At 41.5% G+C, this 21335-nt stretch carries 25 protein-coding genes; 15 read left to right on the top strand and 10 right to left on the bottom strand.

From position 1 onward, the window contains the following. Positions 1–59: 59 nt before the first annotated feature. Positions 60–1037, bottom strand: a complete 978-nt coding sequence (locus tag ACP8HG_RS07785) for a 4-hydroxy-3-methylbut-2-enyl diphosphate reductase (RefSeq protein WP_067210236.1) — start codon at positions 1035–1037, stop codon at positions 60–62. 64 nt (positions 1038–1101) lie between these two features. Then, positions 1102–1617: a VrrA/YqfQ family protein gene (vrrA, locus tag ACP8HG_RS07780; RefSeq protein WP_338656413.1), complete on the bottom strand. Its 516-nt coding sequence runs from the start codon at positions 1615–1617 to the stop codon at positions 1102–1104. Between the two features lie 112 nt (positions 1618–1729). Here vrrA and ACP8HG_RS07775 point away from each other — a divergent pair, with 112 nt between their 5' ends. Together ACP8HG_RS07775 and ACP8HG_RS07770 are read left to right on the top strand one after the other, a co-directional pair. Next, complete coding sequence (locus ACP8HG_RS07775; protein ID WP_338656415.1) at positions 1730–3025, top strand: DEAD/DEAH box helicase; 1296 nt, start codon at positions 1730–1732, stop codon at positions 3023–3025. After that, complete coding sequence (locus ACP8HG_RS07770) at positions 3022–3927, top strand: deoxyribonuclease IV (RefSeq protein WP_067210228.1); 906 nt, start codon at positions 3022–3024, stop codon at positions 3925–3927. Before ACP8HG_RS07775 ends, ACP8HG_RS07770 begins: the two co-directional genes overlap by 4 nt. Positions 3928–3989: 62 nt before the next feature. On the opposite strand, the gene ACP8HG_RS07765 is transcribed toward ACP8HG_RS07770, so the two are convergent. Then, positions 3990–4238, bottom strand: coding sequence for a hypothetical protein (locus ACP8HG_RS07765; RefSeq protein WP_067210225.1), 249 nt, complete (start codon positions 4236–4238; stop codon positions 3990–3992). 102 nt (positions 4239–4340) lie between these two features. Between ACP8HG_RS07765 and ACP8HG_RS07760 the strand changes: the two genes are divergently transcribed. The 3 genes from ACP8HG_RS07760 to ACP8HG_RS07750 are packed head-to-tail and all read left to right on the top strand — an operon-like array spanning position 4341 to position 6387. Continuing rightward, a complete protein-coding gene (locus ACP8HG_RS07760) occupies positions 4341–5111 on the top strand; it encodes a metal ABC transporter ATP-binding protein (RefSeq protein WP_067210223.1) in 771 nt (256 codons plus the stop codon). Continuing rightward, positions 5108–5974 (top strand): metal ABC transporter permease, encoded by an 867-nt coding sequence (locus ACP8HG_RS07755; RefSeq protein ID WP_338656420.1) that lies wholly within the window; start codon positions 5108–5110, stop codon positions 5972–5974. Before ACP8HG_RS07760 ends, ACP8HG_RS07755 begins: the two co-directional genes overlap by 4 nt. Further along, on the top strand, positions 5971–6387 hold the full coding sequence (locus ACP8HG_RS07750; protein WP_067210219.1) for a Fur family transcriptional regulator: 417 nt from the start codon (positions 5971–5973) through the stop codon (positions 6385–6387). The genes ACP8HG_RS07755 and ACP8HG_RS07750 overlap by 4 nt, the downstream gene beginning before the upstream one ends. Before the next feature lie 380 nt (positions 6388–6767). Here the strand turns inward: ACP8HG_RS07750 and ACP8HG_RS07745 are convergent, their stop codons facing one another. From ACP8HG_RS07745 to ACP8HG_RS07730, 4 genes are all read right to left on the bottom strand, one after another. After that, complete coding sequence (locus tag ACP8HG_RS07745) at positions 6768–7355, bottom strand: 5' nucleotidase, NT5C type (RefSeq protein WP_067210218.1); 588 nt, start codon at positions 7353–7355, stop codon at positions 6768–6770. Beyond that, on the bottom strand, positions 7352–8476 hold the full coding sequence (gene ispG / locus ACP8HG_RS07740; RefSeq protein ID WP_067210215.1) for a flavodoxin-dependent (E)-4-hydroxy-3-methylbut-2-enyl-diphosphate synthase: 1125 nt from the start codon (positions 8474–8476) through the stop codon (positions 7352–7354). Before ispG ends, ACP8HG_RS07745 begins: the two co-directional genes overlap by 4 nt. Positions 8477–8558: 82 nt before the next feature. Beyond that, a complete protein-coding gene (locus ACP8HG_RS07735; protein WP_340742238.1) occupies positions 8559–8897 on the bottom strand; it encodes a hypothetical protein in 339 nt (112 codons plus the stop codon). 45 nt (positions 8898–8942) lie between these two features. Next, complete coding sequence (locus ACP8HG_RS07730; RefSeq protein WP_342538514.1) at positions 8943–9446, bottom strand: DUF1189 family protein; 504 nt, start codon at positions 9444–9446, stop codon at positions 8943–8945. A gap of 199 nt (positions 9447–9645) precedes the next feature. Here ACP8HG_RS07730 and ACP8HG_RS07725 point away from each other — a divergent pair, with 199 nt between their 5' ends. The 4 genes from ACP8HG_RS07725 (at position 9646) to ACP8HG_RS07710 (ending at position 14741) form a co-directional block, all read left to right on the top strand. Beyond that, the gene (locus tag ACP8HG_RS07725; protein WP_067210208.1) at positions 9646–11277 is read left to right on the top strand and encodes a Na/Pi cotransporter family protein; all 1632 of its coding nucleotides are present in this window, start codon (positions 9646–9648) and stop codon (positions 11275–11277) included. A gap of 24 nt (positions 11278–11301) precedes the next feature. Further along, on the top strand, positions 11302–11784 hold the full coding sequence (locus tag ACP8HG_RS07720) for a DUF456 domain-containing protein (protein ID WP_067210206.1): 483 nt from the start codon (positions 11302–11304) through the stop codon (positions 11782–11784). A gap of 98 nt (positions 11785–11882) precedes the next feature. Then, on the top strand, positions 11883–12485 hold the full coding sequence (locus ACP8HG_RS07715; RefSeq protein WP_067210203.1) for a superoxide dismutase: 603 nt from the start codon (positions 11883–11885) through the stop codon (positions 12483–12485). A 108-nt stretch (positions 12486–12593) separates the two neighbouring features. Next, positions 12594–14741 carry a peptidoglycan D,D-transpeptidase FtsI family protein gene (locus ACP8HG_RS07710; protein ID WP_067210201.1) on the top strand — a complete coding sequence of 716 codons (2148 nt, stop codon included), beginning with the start codon at positions 12594–12596 and terminating at the stop codon, positions 14739–14741. Positions 14742–14766: 25 nt separating this feature from the next. On the opposite strand, the gene ACP8HG_RS07705 is transcribed toward ACP8HG_RS07710, so the two are convergent. After that, positions 14767–15258: a hypothetical protein gene (locus tag ACP8HG_RS07705; RefSeq protein WP_438298457.1), complete on the bottom strand. Its 492-nt coding sequence runs from the start codon at positions 15256–15258 to the stop codon at positions 14767–14769. Beyond that, positions 15255–15617 (bottom strand): hypothetical protein, encoded by a 363-nt coding sequence (locus ACP8HG_RS07700; RefSeq protein WP_187045098.1) that lies wholly within the window; start codon positions 15615–15617, stop codon positions 15255–15257. Before ACP8HG_RS07700 ends, ACP8HG_RS07705 begins: the two co-directional genes overlap by 4 nt. Positions 15618–15787: 170 nt before the next feature. Here ACP8HG_RS07700 and rpmG point away from each other — a divergent pair, with 170 nt between their 5' ends. From rpmG to ACP8HG_RS07675, 5 genes are all read left to right on the top strand, one after another. Then, complete coding sequence (rpmG, locus tag ACP8HG_RS07695) at positions 15788–15937, top strand: 50S ribosomal protein L33 (protein WP_067210194.1); 150 nt, start codon at positions 15788–15790, stop codon at positions 15935–15937. Between the two features lie 61 nt (positions 15938–15998). Continuing rightward, on the top strand, positions 15999–16562 hold the full coding sequence (locus ACP8HG_RS07690) for a 5-formyltetrahydrofolate cyclo-ligase (protein ID WP_438298456.1): 564 nt from the start codon (positions 15999–16001) through the stop codon (positions 16560–16562). After that, positions 16559–16747, top strand: a complete 189-nt coding sequence (locus ACP8HG_RS07685; RefSeq protein ID WP_338656436.1) for a YqgQ family protein — start codon at positions 16559–16561, stop codon at positions 16745–16747. Before ACP8HG_RS07690 ends, ACP8HG_RS07685 begins: the two co-directional genes overlap by 4 nt. Positions 16748–16886: 139 nt before the next feature. Then, positions 16887–18785: an LTA synthase family protein gene (locus ACP8HG_RS07680; protein ID WP_399632749.1), complete on the top strand. Its 1899-nt coding sequence runs from the start codon at positions 16887–16889 to the stop codon at positions 18783–18785. A 234-nt stretch (positions 18786–19019) separates the two neighbouring features. After that, entirely contained in the window at positions 19020–20117 is a 1098-nt protein-coding gene (locus ACP8HG_RS07675) for a hypothetical protein (protein WP_438298455.1), read from the top strand. Between the two features lie 181 nt (positions 20118–20298). On the opposite strand, the gene ACP8HG_RS07670 is transcribed toward ACP8HG_RS07675, so the two are convergent. Then, positions 20299–20475, bottom strand: coding sequence for a DUF2759 family protein (locus ACP8HG_RS07670; protein ID WP_082786602.1), 177 nt, complete (start codon positions 20473–20475; stop codon positions 20299–20301). Between the two features lie 213 nt (positions 20476–20688). Between ACP8HG_RS07670 and ACP8HG_RS07665 the strand changes: the two genes are divergently transcribed. Continuing rightward, positions 20689–21327: an MBL fold metallo-hydrolase gene (locus ACP8HG_RS07665; RefSeq protein WP_067210180.1), complete on the top strand. Its 639-nt coding sequence runs from the start codon at positions 20689–20691 to the stop codon at positions 21325–21327. Positions 21328–21335: the final 8 nt, after the last annotated feature.

Raw genomic sequence — 21335 nt, 5'->3', positions numbered from 1 at the left:
GATGAAAATATGTTTTTCAACACGGAATAGTGTCTAGCTCTAAGCGCCAGAAGCTTATCTTAAGTTGTTGTGTACGGTTCAATTCGTATCACAGGTGTAGGGTTTTTAATTTTAGGTAGAATTTTTTCTACTAGGAATTTCCGTTCTGGAAGATGTGTAGAAGTATCTTCAGGATCGAACTTCTCAAGGAAAGCAATTACTTCACGAACAATCAAAGTTGGTGTCGAAGCACCCGCAGTGACAGAGACAGTTTCAACACCTTCCAACCACTTCACATCGAGTTCCGAAAGATCCGAGATTCGGTATGATGGAGTGTTGGCAATTTCGACAGAGACTTGTGTCAGGCGATTCGAGTTGTTGCTCTTCGGATCTCCTACGACGATAAGAAGGTCTGATTCCCCGGCATGCTGTGCGACGGCCTCCTGCCTTACTTGAGTAGCAAGACAAATTTCCTTATGAACTTCGATATGTGGATATTTCAGTTTAAGTGCGTCCATAATGTGAACAACATCCCATTGGCTCATTGTTGTTTGGTTTGTGACAAGCAATTTAGGGTTCTGTACAGTAAGATTTTCGACATCCTTAATCGTTTCTATCAAATGGACCGCGTGAGGTGCCACACCGATTGCACCTTCTGGTTCTGGATGATATTTTTTTCCGATGTAAATGATGTCGTAGCCTTCTGCAGTTTTTTCCCCAATCAAGTCATGGGTGACAGTTACATCAGGACAAGTTGCATCAATCGATACAAGGCCTTTTCTTTTCGCAAGCTCCCGCACTTCAGGAGAAACACCATGTGCTGTGAAAATCACTGTACCCGTCTCAACTTTTTCAAGAATTTCTAGACGATTTTCACCATCAATCGTGATGATGCCATCTTCTTCAAACGCATCTGTAACATGTTTGTTATGGACAATCATTCCCAATATATAAATGGGTCTCGGCAATGTTTTGTCGAGTGCCGCATTTCTTGCGATGATCATTGCATCGACAACCCCATAGCAATAACCTCTAGGGGTAATCTTTAATACTTTCATGTCGTTTCACTCCTCTAATAGGATCTACCATCCATTATAACGGAGTTGGACGGCGGATTCAAAATTATCGGATGGGCGGCTGAAAAATACGGGGGGCTGACAGTCCGGAAGTGACATTAGCAACTGACCGTGCGGCAGCTGCTCCACTTGTAGGTAAACTAGCGGCACCGGCTACCGGAAGTGATTGAAAGCCTTTGTACAATCTCCACATTGCGGGCAAGTTTTGAACCATTGGTGCGAATTGTTGGACCACAGGAGCGAATTGCTGGGCTGTGTTTAAGAATTGGTTTGCCGTTTGCATATACGATTCCATTTTTGATGGAATTGGTTGCTCTCCTGGACCACCCATAGGGCCACCACCTAATGGATTGTTCTGCGGGCCATTCATTTGAGCACCTAATGGATTGTTCTGTGGACCCCCTATAGGGCCACCAAATGGATCGTTCTGTGGACCATTCATGAATGGTTGTATAGGTGCCTGCAATTGCCCCATTTGAGGAGGTGGTCCGAAGTTCATTTGTCCCATAGGAGCCGGTGGCGGTTGTTGTCGCGCGAATGGATAAAAGGATTCATATCTCATAATTATCTCCTTTCAATAAATCAGAATGGACTTTCACATAGTATACTATGCGAAAATCGCATACGGCGGAACGAAATCGTGTTATAATAGGTGTACATTAGGAGGGTTACGAATGTCTAAATTTACAGACTATCAATTTAAACCGTTTTTACGGGAAGCAATCGGGAGGCTCGGCTTTGAAAATCCGACACCGATCCAAAAGGAAATCATACCGCTTATTCTGAAGGGTACAAATGCAATCGGACAAGCACATACAGGAACGGGGAAATCCCACAGTTTCCTTATACCGATATTACAACGGACAGATGCAACTGTCGATGAACTGCAAGCAGTTATCACGGCCCCGACAAGAGAGTTGGCGACGCAACTGTACAATGAACTTGCGAAGATGACAGAAGGCACGGAGGTGCGCAGTTCGCTGCTCATAGGTGGTACGGACAAGCAGCGGTCTATCGGGAAATTAAAATCGAATCCGCATATTATCGTTGGAACGCCAGGACGAATTAACGATATGTCCGAAAATGGGGCACTTGTAATTCATACAGCAAAAATCTTGGTTATAGATGAAGCGGACCTTGCATTCGACATGGGCTTTATTGAAGATATCGATAAGTTCGCAGCAAAAATGCCTGCTAAACTTGAAATGTACGTATTTTCTGCAACGATTCCGGAAAAGCTAAAACCGTTCCTAACTAAATACATGGAATCACCTGTTCATGTAAAAATTGGTGAACGCAAACCATTGACGGAAGGGATGCACTACTCCCTAGTACCTGTTCGCAGTATGAGTAAAAAGAAAAAGTTACTGCAAGTAATGGAAGGGATCAATCCTTATTTGGCAATCATCTTTATGAATACAAGACAAAACGCTGAAGGACTCGCAACTTACCTTGCAGAAAGCGGCATTAAAGTCGGAAGAATTCACGGCGATTTAACACCGCGTGAACGGACACGAATGATGAAGCAAATCCGGGATCTAGAATTCCAATATATAGTAGCGACAGACCTTGCGGCACGCGGAATTGATATTCCTGGTGTCAGTCACGTTATTAACTTCGAACTTCCTGATGACCTTGAATTTTTCATTCACCGCGTGGGACGTACTGCACGTGCTGGGCTTAAGGGAACGGCAATTACACTGTATGAACCTTCTGAAGACGATAAAGTAGTCAGAATTGAAAAGATGGGTATTCCGTTTGTTCATGAAGAAGTAAAAAATGGTGAGTGGGTTGAAGTAAAAGAGCGTCATTCAAGACGAAATCGAGTAAAAGAAGTAGATGATATTGACCGTAAAGCAATCTCATTCGTACCAAAGCCGTCGAAAGTGAAACCAGGCTATAAAAAGAAAATGGCTCAGCAAGTAGAGAGCTTCAAAAAGAGAGAAAGGAGACTGAAACGTAAAAAATGACAAATGATAAGCCACTATTGCTTGGCTCCCATGTTTCGATGAGCGGAAGCAAAATGTTGTTAGGCTCAAGCGTGGAAGCTGCAAGTTACGGAGCAACTACATTCATGATTTATACCGGTGCACCCCAGAACACACGGAGGAAGCCGATTGAGGAACTGAATATTGCAGCGGGCCATCTTAGTATGGAGGAAAATGGTCAGTCAAATATCGTCGTCCATGCTCCGTATATTATCAATATTGCTAATACGTTAAAGCCCGAGACATTCAGACTTGGTGTCGACTTCCTTCAAAGTGAAATCGAGCGCACAGCTGCACTTGGCGTTGACCAGATTGTTCTTCATCCAGGCGCGCATGTTGGTGCTGGTGTTGACCTAGGGATCGCGAAAATTATCGAAGGACTAAATGAAGTGCTTTCCCAGGACTATCCAGTCCGCATAGCTCTCGAAACGATGGCAGGGAAAGGGACTGAATGCGGTCGTAACTTTGATGAAATTGCCGCGATTATCGATGGAGTCACACATAACGAGCGTTTATCGGTTTGTTTTGATACTTGTCACGTTCATGATGCGGGCTATGATATCGTTGGTGATTTTGAAGGAGTGCTAAACGAGTTCGATAAAATTGTGGGCATGGACAGAATATCTGTTATTCATGTTAATGATAGTAAGAACGAGCGCGGTGCAATGAAGGACCGACATGAAAATATAGGTTTCGGCCATATCGGCTTTGAACCACTTTCTTATATTGTCCATCATGAAGGATTCCAATCGATTCCTAAAATTCTTGAAACACCATTTGTGGGTCTGGATCCAAAGAAAAAATCGGCACCTTATAAATTTGAGATAGAAATGTTTAAGGCGAAATCGTTTCAACCAGATAAGATTGATCTGCTAAGAATTTAAATAGAAAACCCGCCTGCAAAGTATATATACGCAGGCGGGTTTTCTTCTTTTAAATAAATTTATCACTTGGTGGAGTCTAAATACTTCTTGAATAGGATTTCAGTCTTTCTATCACCAATAGCTCCACGGATTTTATTGATAAACGTTTCAGGAACACCGGTGAAAAGCCAATGGAAAGAAATTTCATCAAGCAATGGTCGAAGTGCCCTTATTTCTGTCTTAGAAAAGTCAATTCCATATTGCTTTGCAATGATTTTCACTTCATCATCACTTCTCATTTTGACTTCATTCAGTAGTTGAGCATAATCCACTAATAATCCCTTCTTTCTTAAATGGTTGTATCCGGTCGTGTCATGGTTTATAATTTGACGAGTGAATCGGAATGATTCCTGTTTCAAAGAAAGGATAGTAAAATGACAAATAATCTTATTCAATTGGACGATGTCAGTTTCAATTATGAACAGTCAATCGCCCTTGATCATATTTCTCTTGAGGTAGGAGAGGGTGAATTTTGGGCGTTGATAGGGCCAAATGGTTCTGGTAAATCAACACTCATCAATATTATTCTCGGTCTCTTACAACCAACGAGTGGAACAGTAAAGCTTTTCGGTTCGGAAATAGAATCATTTAAGCACCGGGAACGGATTGGCTATGTTTCACAGAAATCCAATTCTTTTAACTCTGGTTTCCCAGCAACCGTTCTTGAAGTTGTGCGGAGCGGATTAACTCGGAAAGTAGGAATGTTCAAAAGCTTTTCAAAAAAAGATGAGCAGCGAACATTAGAAGCGCTTAGCATAGTCGGTATGGACACTTTCGCACAACGGAATATGGGCGAGCTCTCCGGTGGCCAGCAGCAGCGTGTGTTCATTGCAAGAGCGCTTGCAGGAAAACCAGATCTTCTTATTATGGATGAACCGACAGTTGGTATTGATCAGCAAAATGTCGCGTCGTTTTATTCTATGCTCAATACATTAAATCGTGAGCACGGAATTGCGATTTTACTTGTGACTCATGAAATTGACCTTGTTACTGATCTCGCAACCCATGTGGCTTGTTTGAACCGAACAATTCATTTTCACGGTAAACAATCCGATTATAAAAAGATGGAAGATGATGACGTTTCTAGATGGTATGGACACCCAGTTCGCCGCGTCCATCAGCACACGGATGAGGTGGAACGATGATTAATGATATTTTATCGTATGAGTTTTTGCAAAATGCATTTCTTTCCGGCTTAATCATCGGTGTCATCGCTCCTTTACTTGGCTTGTTTATCGTCGTCAGACGTCTTTCCCTGATTGCGGATGCGCTCAGTCATGTTGCACTTGCGGGAATCGCTGGAAGCCTTTATTTAAGCCAGCAAGTGCTCTTCTTTGCTGCGCTGAACCCAGTTTACCTTGGGATCGCATCTGCAGTAGGTGGGTCACTACTGATTGAGAAGTTACGGGGGGCATACCGTCATTATGAAGAACTTGCAATTCCGGTTATTTTGTCGGCAGGTATTGGCCTTGGCGCTATTTTCATCTCATTATCGAAAGGCTATGGCTCTGATTTGATTGGCTATTTATTCGGTTCAGTGTCAGCGGTTAGCAGGCAGGATCTTTTCGTTGTTATCATCATTGCAATCATTGTCATCACTTATATCCGATTTCTTTATAAAGAACTATTTGCCTTATCATTCGATGGGGAGTATGCCAAGGTTTCTGGTATTAATTCACGCTATATCCAGATGGTGTTCATGATCATTGTAGCGCTTGTTATTGGGGCTTCTATGCGGATTGTCGGTATTTTACTTGTATCATCACTTATGACGATTCCGGTAGCGGCAGCTATCCAACTTGCGAAAAGTTTTAAGAGCGCGATGATCTACTCCATTATTTTCGGTGAGTTAGCGGTTATCATTGGACTTGTTTCTGCCTATTATCTTGATATTGCTCCGGGGGGAACGATTGTCGTCACATCGATAGTTATTTTGTTAGTGGTACTCGCTTGGAAGAAAATACAAGGCGGACGTAATGCCCGTACAGTGAAGGGGGAGTTGGTATGACACTCGATGAGGCATGGCGGATTCTTCAGGAAAATCAATTTAAACGGACGAAAAATAGAGATACAATTTTACAGTTCTTTTCGCATAAAGACCGCTATTTAACGGCTCTTGAAGTGAAGAATTTCATGGCGAAGGATAACCCTGGAATAAGTTTCGATACAATTTATCGAAACTTGACGACGTTTTCTGAACTCGGTATTCTGGAAGAAACCGATTTGAATGGGGAACGAAATTTCCGTATGCAATGTGATCCAGGCATCCACCATCATCATTTCATCTGTACTGCATGTGGTAAGACGCGCAGCATCCCGCATTGCCCTATGGAAATGATTACTGTTAATTTACCCGACTATGAAGTGGAAGGACATAAATTCGAAATCTACGGAAAATGTCCGCTATGTGTGGAACAATGAAAAGCGGAAGGCGCCTTCCAGATGCGACAGGCATAAGTCGATCCAGCGACGTGGCGATCTTTGCCACATAGCTGGATTGCTTATGACCAGAGCGGCTGGCGCCTGAAGCTAGACACAATGAAAAGCGGAAGGCGCCTAAAAGGAACGCAGCATAAGTGCGCCACTTAAGAGGAAGCGGTCTTAAAACCGTGACGTCCTGTCGCGACAAGGAGGGATGAAGTTCAATCCCTCCCCACTAAGTACCCTGCAGCCTTGCGGGTACGTAGTGGCGTCTCTACAAGGCTTGAAGCGACTCGAGGGTCTAGGGCGCTGAAGCTAAACATAATTCTAAGTCGAAAAAACGGTGTGAAACTCTATCATGAGAGTTTCACACCGTTTTTTTAATTAAATGATGGTTCTTCTATAGGAAATAACTTCTTGATCCAACTATTCGCTTCTTGCCAATCGTAGACTCGGATGACGCCTTCAGGAATCGGCATCCTGTTATACGGTGTGTCAAATAGTATGACAGGAATGTCGAGTTCTTCATGGATTTCAACCGCGTTGTCATGCTTGTCTTCAAAAAATGCATGAACACCGAACTTTTTCGCGGTCTCAATTTTATAATGACTTCCGACAAGTTCGATATGATCGTACGGGATTTCCTGTTGTTTGAACCAGTCCAGCGTGGAGTCATAGACATGATGGCCACGGGCAGAAATGTAATACAGTTCAAACTGCGCTTGAAAGCTAGTTAAAATGTCTTTGGCATATTGTTGTGCGGGAGACGTTTTGTAAATATGTGCCTCCGCACCTTTATACCACTCGTAGAATGCTTTTTCATCTACTGTAAATGCTTTTGTTAAGTCATATTCTTTAATATCATCAAGGACAAGATTACATCCGAACTGTTCATTGATATGCGGCAAGAGAGAAGTGGGGCATGTCACTGTACCATCAATGTCGATGCCGAAGCGGAGGTTTCTCATTCCGCTGTCTCACCTTGCAGGAGGAGTTCTTCCTGTCTTTTCTTTTCGAAATACTCTTCCGCAAGCTTGTCGATTTCGATTTTTAACTCTTCAACCATCGTTGCTTCCGGTACTTTGCGGACTGTTTTTCCTTTCATGAAGAGAAGGCCTTCGCCACGTGCACCCGCGATTCCAATATCCGCTTCACGCGCTTCGCCGGGACCGTTGACTGCACAGCCAAGCACTGCCACTTTAAGTGGAGCTTTAATATGCGAAATATATTCTTCAATTTCATTTGCGATCGTAATAAGGTCAATTTCAATTCGTCCGCATGTAGGGCATGAAATAAGTGTCGCGGCGTTTGAGGAAAGACCGAATATTTTTAACAACTCCCGTGCCACTTTAACCTCTTGGACAGGATCGGCACTCAGTGATACACGCATCGTGTTGCCGATGCCTGCTGATAGAAGGGTGCCGAGGCCCGCAGAGCTCTTAATAGACCCCGAAAACAACGTCCCAGACTCTGTAATACCGAGGTGCAAGGGATAATCGAATGCTGCCGCAGCTTTTTGATACGCTTCGACCGCTAAATTTACATCGGAAGCTTTTAACGACACGATGATATCGTGGAAATCAAGGTCTTCCAATATTTTAATATGATGCAGAGCACTCTCTACCATTCCGTCGGCAGTTGGATAGCCATATTTTTCAAGAATTTTTTTCTCAAGTGAACCGGCGTTGACACCAATTCGAATCGGAATACCTTTTGCTTTAGCTGCATTGACGACAGCTTCGACTTTTGCCTGTCTTCCGATATTACCAGGGTTAATCCGAATTTTGTCTGCCCCTTGTTCAATAGCGATCAACGCTAATTTATAGTCGAAATGGATATCGACGACAAGAGGAATGTTGATGCGTTTTTTGATTTCACCGATAGCATATGCCGCGCGCTCATCTGGACACGCAACACGGACAATTTGGCATCCGGCATCTTCTAAACGCATGATTTCTGCGACTGTTGCTTCGACGTCATGTGTCTTGGTCGTTGTCATACTTTGGATGAAAAGCTCATCACTTCCGCCGATTGTCAGGTTACCAACTCGTACAGGACGTGTGTTTTTTCTGTTTATCATAGCATTCATTTATTTCGCTCCTTAGTCGGCATTAGCCTCATAACTATAACTATTTTAGCAATCTTCATAGCAAAAAGACAAGGGACAACCCTTATCGATTAGACTCTATGCATTTTTCCGTTTGCATAACGGTAAGTGGGAGTACGATTTTCTCGCCTCCAATAATCTGTTGATTTTGAAGATGTGGGTTCAATGAATAGAAGGAAGCCAATCTATCAATGAAGCCAGATTCGGGATCGGGATACAATGAGAATAGTGTTTCAATCGTATCTCCATCAACTGTTGTGACAGGTATCGTCTTGACTTGTTCTTCTTCACATGCAGGCTGTTCTTGAACAAAAGAAGCAAGCGGGATTGTGCCTTCCATTAAATCGAGTCGGATGAAATGAACGGTTACGAATAATAAGGCTGCGAGTAGTAGTATTCTCATGGAAATTCCCCCTTTCGCCACTATATGCACGAAAAGAGGAAGTATTCATCGAGGTATTTTGGGATAGTACTTAGCAGCCACCGCAATATAAGCGAAGTGGACAAGGGATGTAATACCTGTACTAACGTTTTTCATTGCCGGAAAGAAATCAAGTCCGATGGTCAGAAGAATAGGGATGGTAATCGCGATAGCGGAAGTTCTCCACATATGACGGTATTCTCCTCGTCTTTTCATCAGTTTTAACAACAGGATTCCCACGTAACCAAAAATACTGATTCGGATGAAGATATAAGTCGTACTGATAACGAGCTGCAGAAGAAATGCAATTGGATAAATGAGTCCACCGATTGTTTCTCCGTGTTCGAGCAGTTCTGGCGATGATTCGAATAAGACTGCATCTCCTGCTATATAACGGGTGAATGATAGCAATGTGAACAACGCAACGAAAATGAAAACATAGCGAAACACTTTGCCGATAGGTAATAGGCGAAAGGCTGCTAATTTTTTAGGTTCATGGATTGCTGCTTTGACTAGTTGGTGGAACTTCACTATAAAACCCCCTCCATCAATAACAGTCTATCATTTTACGACGCAATTGTGCGCGCTACTATTTTCGACAGATTGATGACGTTACGTAAATCAATTGTAAAGGGAATGTAAAGATTCGACTACTACTATTTACAATTTGGGGTGACTATCCTCATAATGAGATGCAATACATAAAGCATAATGAGGGGTTGACTGCGTAATGGAGGTAAACTGGCAGGAAATGCTGTTTCAGTTTCTTGGTGGACTCGGAATTTTCTTGTTCGCTATAAAGTATATGGGAGATGGCCTTCAAAAAGCGGCGGGTGATAGGCTCCGCGCAATCCTTGACCGATTCACGACGAATCCGTTCATGGGTGTACTTGTCGGAATTATCGTCACAGTCTTGATTCAATCGAGTTCTGGGACGACTGTTATTACCGTAGGACTTGTGAGCGCAGGTTTCATGACGCTTCGTCAAGCGATTGGCGTCATAATGGGAGCGAATATCGGAACGACTGTTACTGCTTTTATCATCGGATTAGATGTAGGAGCCTATGCACTTCCGATTATGGCGTTTGGGGCGTTCCTAATCTTTTTCATTAAAAAGAGTTCAATTAGAAATATAGGTGAAGTTATTTTTGGATTTGGTGGCCTGTTTCTAGGACTTGAATTAATGAGTGGTGGGATGAAGCCGCTTAGGGAATTAGAAACGTTTACAGATCTAATGATATCGATGAGTGACCAGCCTATGCTCGGCGTCGTGGTTGGAACGGTATTTACTTTGATTGTTCAAAGCTCCAGTGCGACAGTTGGTATTTTGCAAGGGCTTTATGCAGAAAATCTCGTCGATATCAATGGAGCATTACCAATTTTATTCGGAGATAATATTGGAACAACGATTACAGCTGTGCTTGCTTCAATCGGAGCATCGGTAGCGGCAAAGCGTGCTGCCGCAGCACACGTATTATTTAATGTTGTCGGAACGGTCATATTCATGCTACTTCTTATACCCTTCACTGCGTATGTCGAGTGGATATCAGGGGTATTGACCCTTGAAAATAAAATGCAAATTGCATTTGCACACGGTTCGTTCAACATTGCCAATACAATCATCCAATTCCCTCTAATTGGAGCATGGGCTTGGTTGGTTACAAAAATGATCCCAGGTGAAGATGTATTAATAGAATACAAGCCGAAGCATTTGGACAGGCACTTTATAGAACAATCACCTGCAGTTGCAATCGGACAAGCGAAAGAAGAAATTATTCGTATGGGTGAATTCGGTGTCCGTGGTTTACAGGAGTCTTTCGAATACTTGAAAACGGGTAATAAAAAACACGCAGAGACTGCTTATCAAATTGAAGATGCCATTAATAACTTGGACCGCAAGATTACGGACTATCTTGTTGAAATTACTTCAGTTAGTATTTCGCCAGTTGAATCTGCACGTCACTTTATGCTTATGGATACGGTTCGTGATATTGAACGCATTGGTGATCATTTCGAAAATATCATTGAACTCATTGACTATCGTGATGTTAACCGCGTAAAATTGACGGAAGATGCGATGAATGATTTGACGGAAATGTTCACGCTAACGATTGAAACCGTTCAGAAAGCTGTTGACGCACTCAATCAAAATGATATGGAAATGGCAAGAACGGTTGCTGAAAAAGAAGTTCTCATTGACAAGATGGAACGGAAATTTAGAAAAAATCATATTTTGAGGCTTAATGAAGGTCGTTGTACAGCGCAATCTGGAATGGTATTTGTCGATATTGTTTCTAACTTAGAGCGGGTCGGTGACCATGCCGTAAATATAGCCGAAGCAATTCTTGGAAACAGAGCATAATCGTTCGAATAAGGGGATGGTTTTTTGGAAGTTATAGGTTGGATTATTGCAATTGCCATGTTTATTATTGCTTTTGCCGGACTCGTATATCCGATCATTCCAACGGCTCTTTTCATTGTAGGAGGTTTCCTTCTATATGGACTCATCGATACATTTGAAGGGATGACTATTTGGTTTTGGATCATTCAGGTATTATTCGTTATCTTGCTGTTCGGTGCAGACACACTATCGAATCTCGTCGGTGTGAAAAAGTTCGGTGGCTCTAAGGCGGGGATGTGGGGAAGTACAATTGGACTTCTTATCGGTCCTTTCGTCATTCCGGTTGCTGGTATTTTAGTTGGGCCATTTTTAGGTGCGGTCATTGCGGAACTTGTCGTATCTCGGTCCGGAGTGAAGCAGTCTGTAAAGACAGGCATTGGTTCGCTCGTTGGATTTCTCACTTCGGTTGTGACAAAAGGACTTGTCATGGTTGTGATGATTGCAGTCTTTATTTTCTTTATCAAATGAAACGTTCCTAAATAGTCCATTTTATTTGAACGTTATTCATAATTTTGATAATGTTGAAAGGTAGCATATTTATGAATCTCTTGAGGAGGAATGGACAAATGACTTACAAATTACCAGAACTACCTTACGCTTATGATGCACTTGAACCACACTTCGACAAAGAAACGATGAACATTCATCACACTAAACACCATAATGCATATGTAACGAACTTGAATAACGCTCTTGAAGGAAATGAAGAACTTCTAAACAAATCTATCGAAGAACTTATTGCGAACCTTGATGCAGTACCTGAAAGCAAACGTACGGCTGTCCGTAACAACGGTGGCGGTCACGCTAACCATTCACTTTTCTGGGAACTTTTATCAGCAGAAGGTGGCGGCAATCCATCAGGCGCACTTGCTGAAGCAATCGACAACAAGTTTGGTAGCTTTGATGCATTTAAAGAAGAATTCGCAAAAGCGGGTGCAACTCGTTTTGGATCAGGATGGGCTTGGCTCGTACTGAATGGCGGAGAACTTGAAATTATGTCAACTCCAAACCAAGATTCACCAATCATGGAAGGCAAAACGCCTCTTCTAGGACTAGACGTTTGGGAGCATGCTTACTATCTAAACTATCAAAACCGTCGCCCTGACTATATTTCAGCATTTTGGAATGTTGTTAATTGGGACGAAGTTGCAAAACGTTTCGGTAAATAAATTTATAACTTTATCTAGAAGGAACCAAGCACACATCTTGTTCGTCAAGATGTGTGCTTTTGTTGTTTTGAGTGTTATAATTCAAAATGATTAACGAGGGGGGACATTATGAAAAAACAGGTGCGTAAGGCGGATCAGGCTAAAATACGCCAACGAAAACATATCGCATTCCGAATGAACTTCCTATTCTTTTCAATCTTTGTCCTATTTTCATTGCTCATTTTTCGCCTTGGTTATTTACAAATCGTTAAAGGGGAAGAATATTCCCGCGAGTTGGAAAAAAAGGAAGAAATCCCTATCAATACAAGCGTGCCAAGGGGGAAAATATTTGACCGCATGGGACGCGTTCTTGTTGATAATGATCCGAAAAACGCCATTACATATACGAAAATGACGTCGACGACTTCAGCAGATATGCTAAAAGTCGCTGAGCAACTTGCGATCTTGATTGAACAAGATACGAAAAGGATTACCATTGGGGATAAGAGAGATTTTTGGATTTTAAAGAATTCTGAGGCTGCGTTGAAAAAGGTTTCTATAAAGGAACAAGAGGCGCTGGAAAAGGATAGTACACTTTCACGGACGGAATTGCAGAAGGAGATTAATAGGCTTACACGAGAACGAATTACGGACGAAGAAATTGATTCTTTTACGGAAGAGGAGCTAGAAGTACTTGCGATTTACAGAGAAATGATGTCGGGCTATGCGTACTCCCCACAAATCGTTAAAAGTGGGAATGTGACGGACGAAGAATTCGCAACTGTATCTGAACGTCTTGGAGAGTTACCGGGCGTGGATACAACGACAGATTGGGAGCGTGTGAGGAAGTCAGACAATACGATTCTAGGGACGACCACGAGTCCCATTGAAGGTATTCCTAAATCCCGTGAGAAGTATTTCCTGGCACGGGATTATTCAAGAAATGACCGTGTTGGAAAAAGTTACATTGAGCAATATTATGAGGATTTGTTAAAAGGGCAAAAAACAATTGTGAAAAATATTAAGGATCGTAGCGGGCGTGTCGTCGAAACGAAAACAATCCGACAAGGTGAACCTGGTAAGGATCTTATTCTGACGATTGATAGCGAACTGCAAGAGACACTTGAAAATATAGTTTCGGATAAACTGTTGGAATTAAAAAGAAAACCAAATACCGGAGAATTGGACAGGGCTTTCTTAGTCATGATGAATCCGAATAACGGTGAAGTTCTATCACTTGTAGGTAAGCAGGTTGTTACGAATCCAGAAACAGGCAAGCTCGAAATATGGGACTATGCATTTGGTACGTTCACTGCACTTCACGAGGCTGGATCAACAGTGAAGATGGCGACGCTTCTTACAGGGTATCAGGAAAATGTGGTACGTATCGGCGAAACGAAGATAGATGAACCAATTAGAATCGGTGGTATTACAAAAAGATCGCTGTTTAATCAAAACTCTAGGGTTGCTGTAACTGATATTGAAGCAATCGGTAGATCTTCGAACGTATACATGTTCCGTATTGCATTGGCCTTGGCGAATTCTAACAATAGCTCTGAAGACTCGGCACTTATTAGAAAAAATGCATTCGATACGTTCCGGCAATCTTTCGCTTCTTTCGGACTTGGAACAAAAACCGGCATTGATTTACCGGGTGAGTCAGGCGGTCTGATTGGGGATAGTAATTCAATAGGTATTTTATTGGATTTATCCATTGGACAGTACGATACTTATACAACACTACAACTTGCTCAATATGTCTCAACAATTGCAAATGGTGGTTATCGGGTGGCTCCGAAAGTGTTAAAAGAAATTCGCGAACCATCTGAAGACGGTAAAATTCTTGGTCCCCTTATTCAAGAAACAGAGGTCAACATCTTAAATAGGATCCAGAATACTGATGCGGAAATTGCTCAAGTGAAGCGTGGAATGCACTACGTGTATTACGGGGCTAAAGGGACGGCCCCGAATTTCTTTGCTGGAAAAGAATATGATGGAGCCGGGAAAACGGGGACGGCGCAGGCATTTAGCTCTGGAAAACCGACAATCAACTTATCACATGTCGGTTTTGCGCCTTATGAAAACCCAGAAATAGCTTATGCAGTCGTCATTCCTAATATCTCTACAGTTCCGCGTGGCTACACATATGCAAACAATCAAATTGCAGAACAAGCTGTGGATGAATATTTTAAATTGAAAGCAAAAAGAGCTAAAGAAGAAACGTCCACAGCGGCTAAACAACCTATCATACAAGCACCTAAAGTAGAGTCCAATTAAAAAGTAGGAAAACCATTTGGTTTTCCTACTTTTTTACTGTCGTAATTTCTTTGGCGATTGTTTTGAAATTCATTGAAGAATCGACTTGGTGTTCACCAATCTGTATTTTGCCAGTTAAGTTATATTCTTCAAGATATGACTCGAAGATGGCTGCATTCTCGATAATACCCAATTCCTCTAGGGTTGCTGAGACAACTGTCGAATTCGAACCATTTTCAATCGTTAAAATGGTTTTAACAATCGCATCGGAGGAGGGGGTACTTTTGGCTGCGTCATCTTCCTTGCTAACGGCTTTCTCTGCATCTGTTTTTGGAACATTTTCTTTAACTGAAGATGTTGTCTGTGCAGTAGCTAATAGCTCTTTCGTTTTAGCAAGTTCACTTTGGAGTTTCTCAACATTTGCCTGCAATTGTTGCGTGTCATTGTCTGAAGGAACCTTACTATCAATGGTGAAATAAAGGATTCCCGCGGCAAGAATACAACCAATCCCGACTGCCCGTAAAATTTCACGGATCATGTAATCACGCCTTTCGATTGTAACACTGCGATTACATCGTCGTTTGATAAGGAGGAACGTACAGCGATATCACTGATAGAATAACCTTGGGAATGCAATGATAGAATTTGATTGACAATGATTACGTGAACAGGTTTTGCAGTTGTTTGCGTTTTGCCGACTGTAGTTAGCGGACCAACACCAATCATTAACTCTTCTTCAACAGCCTTCAATCTTTTCTTTAAGCCATTCGTTTCCTGATGAATACTAATTGAAACCTGTTCCAATTCATCGGCGTAGCTGGATGAAGAATTGCCGAGGAAAAATGAAGTTATTATACATATAAGTCCAATAATAATCAGTATTATCGTGATGTCCATTTTACCACTCCTCTGGTGAATCATTTTGCTACTATTTTATCATAAGAAAGCTGTTGTGGAAATTATGGTTTTTTTAGTGGACATTTGCTGTTGATGTGGTATACTTGATAGGTCGTATAAGTTATGCTCATATAAAACTTTACATTCTTGATGAGTGGGAGGGACCAACAATGCGCGTAAATGTTACACTTGCTTGCACAGAATGCGGTGAACGCAACTATATTTCTAAGAAAAACAAACGTAACAATCCAGAACGGATTGAAATGAAAAAATATTGCTCACGTGAAAAGAAACAAACTTTGCACCGTGAAACGAAATAATCGCTCAGGCCAAAACCTTCACCGGTTTTGGTTTTTTCATTTCAGAACGGGGGGATACTAAATGAGTAAAGAGATTTTAAGGAATCAAGTGTTAGTTACATTGAATAATATAAATCGAACTGAACATCTAAAAAAATCTTTGAAGATTACAGACAGGGTACTTGCATCAGATGAATTTCGAAGTGCGGATACAATCGGGGTAACGATTTCTCGTTACCCCGAAGTGGACACACGCCCGCTTATCGAAGCGGCTTGGGCAGCTGGTAAACGAATTGCTGTACCTAAATGCATCCATGCAACCCGGAAGATGGATTTTCGTCTTATTACATCATATGAGAGTTTGGAAACGGTCTATATGGGCCTTTTTGAGCCGATAACTGATGAAACACTGTCGGTTGAGAAAAACGAGATTGATTTGCAAATTGTACCTGGGCTAGTCTTTTCTGACGAAGGATATAGGATTGGTTTTGGTGGAGGATATTATGACCGCTACATGTCGGATTACAATGGTGCTACATTGTCGTTAGCATTTGTAGCTCAAACGAGTCATAGGATACCTGTTGAAAGTCACGATATTCCTGTTAGCAAAATAGTTACAGATGAAAAAGAGATTATCTGTATATGAAAGACTATCTGGGTGTCCTCCAATTGCTGAAGCGTTTCGGGATTTATGTCTATACGGGGAATCGAAAAGATGACATCGATATGGTGCAATCAGAAGTGAAGGATCTTTATGACAATGGACTGCTAATGAAAGAAGACTATTTGAAAGCGGTGCTAATCTTGCGTAGTGAAATAGCAAAACTATGAGGATAGACCCAGTATCATCGTTCATTTGGACTTGTTTTGGTAATTAGTGAAACTTTTCTTCAGCTACCCCGTCTATTATGTAGTAAGATTTAGTTCGAACGTTTTTTATGTGAATCTATTTTCGAAAGGAAGAGATGGAGTGAACAAAATAGTATGGTCAAAACATTCCGTACTCGTAGTAGCAATAGTGGCGACTTGGTTGACAACATATTTCGGTTATCTTACAAGCTTCAATATGAAAATCGATAATATAATGCAGGAATTCATTCTTTTTCTGAATCCTCTTAGTTTCCTTTTATTTGTTTATGGTATTGCACTATTCATCAAGAGTACGAAAAGACGCAACATTTATATACTGACAATAAGTGTGATGACTTCAATTGTTATGTTTAGTAATGCAGTTTTCTATAGATTTTTCAATGATTTTATTACCTTGCCAGTCTTGTTCCAAACGAGTAACTTCGGAGATCTTTCATCTTCAGTTACTGCTAATCTAATGGTCACGGACATATTCTTTTTCACAGATGTGTTCATAATCTTTTTGGCAATCAAATTTATACCTAAGACTGATCGGGTGGAACAATCAAATAAAATTGGACGTAAACTTTACTTCGTTATGACTGCTGCAGTTATTATGGTAAACCTTGGTCTAGCCGAAATGGAAAGACCACAACTATTAACACGCAGTTTTGATAGAGAACTTCTTGTGAAAAATATCGGAACATATAATTACCATATTTACGATTTGTTCATTCAATCCAAATCTCATGCTCAACGTGCGCTTGCGGATGGCAGTGAACTAGTAGAAGTAGGTAACTATATTAATGCGAATTACGCTGCTCCAGATCCTGAGATGTACGGAGTTGCAAAAGGTCGTAATATTATTGCAATCTCGCTTGAATCCTTGCAGTCGTTTGTCATTAATGAGGAAATGGATGGACATGTCATTACGCCATTTTTGAATGAATTAACGAAGGATCCGGATACATTCTATTTCTCTGATTTTTATCACAATACTGGTCTAGGAAAGACATCGGATTCAGAGTTTATCATTGAAAACTCACTGTACCCGAGAAATGGTAGTGCTGTATTTTTCACGCATAGTGGAAACACTTACCAATCGATGGCGGCTCAGCTAGGTGAAAATGGCTACTTCACGAATGTAATGCACGCAAATAACCGAAGTTTCTGGAACCGCGATATCATGTACGGTGCTCTCGGTATCGATAAGTTTTATGATCTTGAAAGTTATACAGTCGGAGAAGGAGAAGCGGTCAACTGGGGCATGAAAGATATCCCGTTCATTGACCAATCGGTAGAGTTGATGAAAGAAATGCCGCAGCCTTTTTATTCAAGGCTGATTACATTGACAAACCATCATCCGTTTGACTTGGATGAAGAAGATAAACTTATTCCTGAATATACATCAAATTCAAATACGTTGAATAAATATTTCCAAACGGTACGCTATATGGATGAGGCAATAAAAGTTCTTTTCGAAGACTTGAAAGCAAGCGGTTTGTATGACAACTCGATTATTGTTATGTACGGAGACCATTATGGTATATCCGAGAATCATAACAAGGCAATGGGCATGTATTTAGACAAGGAAATTACCCCTTATGATAATGCGAAATTACAGAGGGTTCCATTGTACATTCACATTCCTGGCTACGGTAAAGGGAAGACAATGGATGAAGTATCGGGACAAATCGACTTGAAGCCTACTCTCCTACATTTAATGGGGCTTGAAACAAAAGACGATATGTACCTTGGTTCAGACATATTCTCGCCTGATCATGAACCGTTTACTATTTTCCGTGATGGCCGTTTTGTAACTGATAAAAATGTTTACGCGCAAGAGGTCTGTTATGATAGTAAAACTGGTGAAGAAACTGATATGGCTGAATGTGAGCCGTTTATCGAACGGGCTGCCACTGAGCTAAATTATTCCGATATGATCATTAATGGAGATTTACTTAGATTCAAGGAAGAACAGGAACAATCACCGAAATTAAACAGTAAAAGTAAAGAATGATAAGGTTCTGCACGGAACTTTCCGTGCAGCCTTTTTTTTAAGATAAAGTATAAGTTTTTTAACAGGGACAATGTCAAGCTCCAGGCGCTCTGGCTATAAGTCAAGCCAGCTAGGAAGAAGGATTGAACTGTGTATCCTTCCTAGGCAAAAGAACGCCGGTCCGTCTTATGCCTGTCGTATCTGGAACGGGACCTTGCGCTTTACTCAGTTTAAATACAGAAAGGGGGAGGCGCGGTGAGAAAAAGAATATTCATCTTTTGTGTAACAGTCATGTTACTAATGGGCTGTTCAAAGAAGACGAATGAAATTATCGATGGACCAACTGCCGTTGAACAACCAGGGAATAACGAACTGATTAACGAGGAAGTAACTAAAACGTTAGTTGCTGATCCTTCGAAGTTCCATTTCGTTGCAGACTGGTTAACCGAGTCAAAAGTTATCTACGTCGAAAAGGTAAATGGGCATTATCAAGTGAATAGTTTTGATTTTGAATCAGGTCAGACAGACACGTTATATGAGGATGAATCTATAATCATCGACCTCCTCATTCATCCTTCAAAAAAATATCTATTATTACATACTAGTGATAATGCTGCATCTGCAACAATTAAAATCGTGACTATGGATGGTGCGGTACAAGATGAAGTTATAGTTGCTTCAACAGAGTTGGCGATTGAATGGAACGATACTGACCCCTCACTTATTCTTCTCACGGCTTTTCATCAAGATTGGACTTTTGATTTATTTATTTATAACGGAAAAGTAGAGAGTTTGGACCTGCTTGCGATTGAAGATCCATTCCCGAAATGGCTAGGTGAGGATAAAATTGCTGTAGGATATGTCGAAGGCCACGTACTTGATGGTGGAGAGATACATACATATGAACCACTTACTAAAAAGTGGGGGCAGCTAGATATTAGCGGTGTTGTTTACTTTGATACATATGAAGATACGCTACTCGTTGTGCGAATAAATGGAGACAAGGATGCGCACTACACCATCATGGGACAGGATGGGATGATTAGCTCGGAATGGACAATGCCCGTCATTAGTAATTATTCGGAGTGGGTAATACCTGATGTTGAATGGGGTTCAAGTGAAACCGTGTTCATACCCGCTCCTGACGAGGGGGGGCAACTCGATGAACTCCTATCACCATATCGACTTATTCGCGTTATAGAAGGACGTCAAGACGTTGTAGCCGATGATATCACGGCGGGTGTTCTTCGATGTTCACCGTCGGGGCAAAAGTGTTTAACTGGTTACTCCGCGGAAAAATTGATTGATATAAAAAAGAAAACGCAGACGACGTGGTTAACGTTTCCTGAGTAAAAATAAAACAAGCTTAGATGAGGCAAGTAGCAAGCTGCTGGATCTAGCTGTGAAATCATCTGCTAATTGTTACTCACAGCTCAAGACTTTATTAACTTTAAGGAAACAAAAAAACACCCTTTGTGTATAAATACACAAAGGGTGTTTTTGGTTGTCCAAATTTAGACTTACACTTTCTCGATTATAGAGTTGGTGGGAATCCTTGGAAAACAAGTGTGGCAATTGTGAAGCCTCCAAAAACGACTGCAGCTCCAAGATTGAACAGAATACTTAAAACGTTGCGTTCTTTGAATGCTTGGACCGTACCGACCACCGCTAAAATTGCGATGAGTCCAAAAATAATCATCAATAAGTTCATAGGGAAGACACTCCTTTCAATAGGAACTTCTGCTAAAACCGCTCACGAACTGTTGTGAGCAATACAGAAGTCAGCACATACTGTGCAAGTCCGGTTTAGCGCTATTCCTCTTCTATTGTACTGTTTGCAATCAAATTTGTCGAGGGATATTAGTGACGATTGTTTGAAATCGTATTTCACATTGCGTAATATAAGTTGCAGGAGGTGCCGACCATGTTGAAAGTTAATACATATCCGCTCGGACCAATCCAGACAAACTGTTACATCATCAGTGACGAATCAGGGAATTGTCTAATCATGGATCCAGGTGAAGAAAGTGGACGTATTATTAATAAAGTGAAAAGTAAAGAGTTGACTCCTGTCGCGATTTTATTGACACATGCGCATTTTGATCATATTGGGGCGGTTGACAGCATAAGGGACCGTTATACTATTCCGGTCTATATCCATGAAGAGGAGCAAGACTGGCTGTCTGATCCGAGATTAAACGGTTCTGCCAAGTATCAAGGATTACCTGACGTCCGCATTAGAAAAGCCGATAAACTTATCAGCGATGAGGGAATGATGACTGTGGGCCCGTTCGAGTTTGAAGTGAGGCATACGCCCGGTCATTCTCCGGGGAGTGTTTCGTATATCTTCGGACCATCTCGTTTTGCCGTTGTTGGCGATACACTTTTCCAGCAGGGAGTCGGAAGGACAGATCTACCGGGGGGGAATACAGGGGTTTTGCTGACATCTATCCATGATAAGTTGCTTTCCCTAGATGATGATTTTATCATCTATCCAGGTCATGGACCGTCTACAACTCCAGAAGAGGAAAAAGATTCGAATCCTTTTTTGAATGGATTTTGACCAATATA

Source organism: Sporosarcina sp. FA15, from assembly GCF_051550195.1.
GTDB classification, from domain to species: Bacteria; Bacillota; Bacilli; order Bacillales_A; family Planococcaceae; genus Sporosarcina; species Sporosarcina psychrophila.
This window is presented reverse-complemented; position numbering and strand designations above follow the sequence as displayed.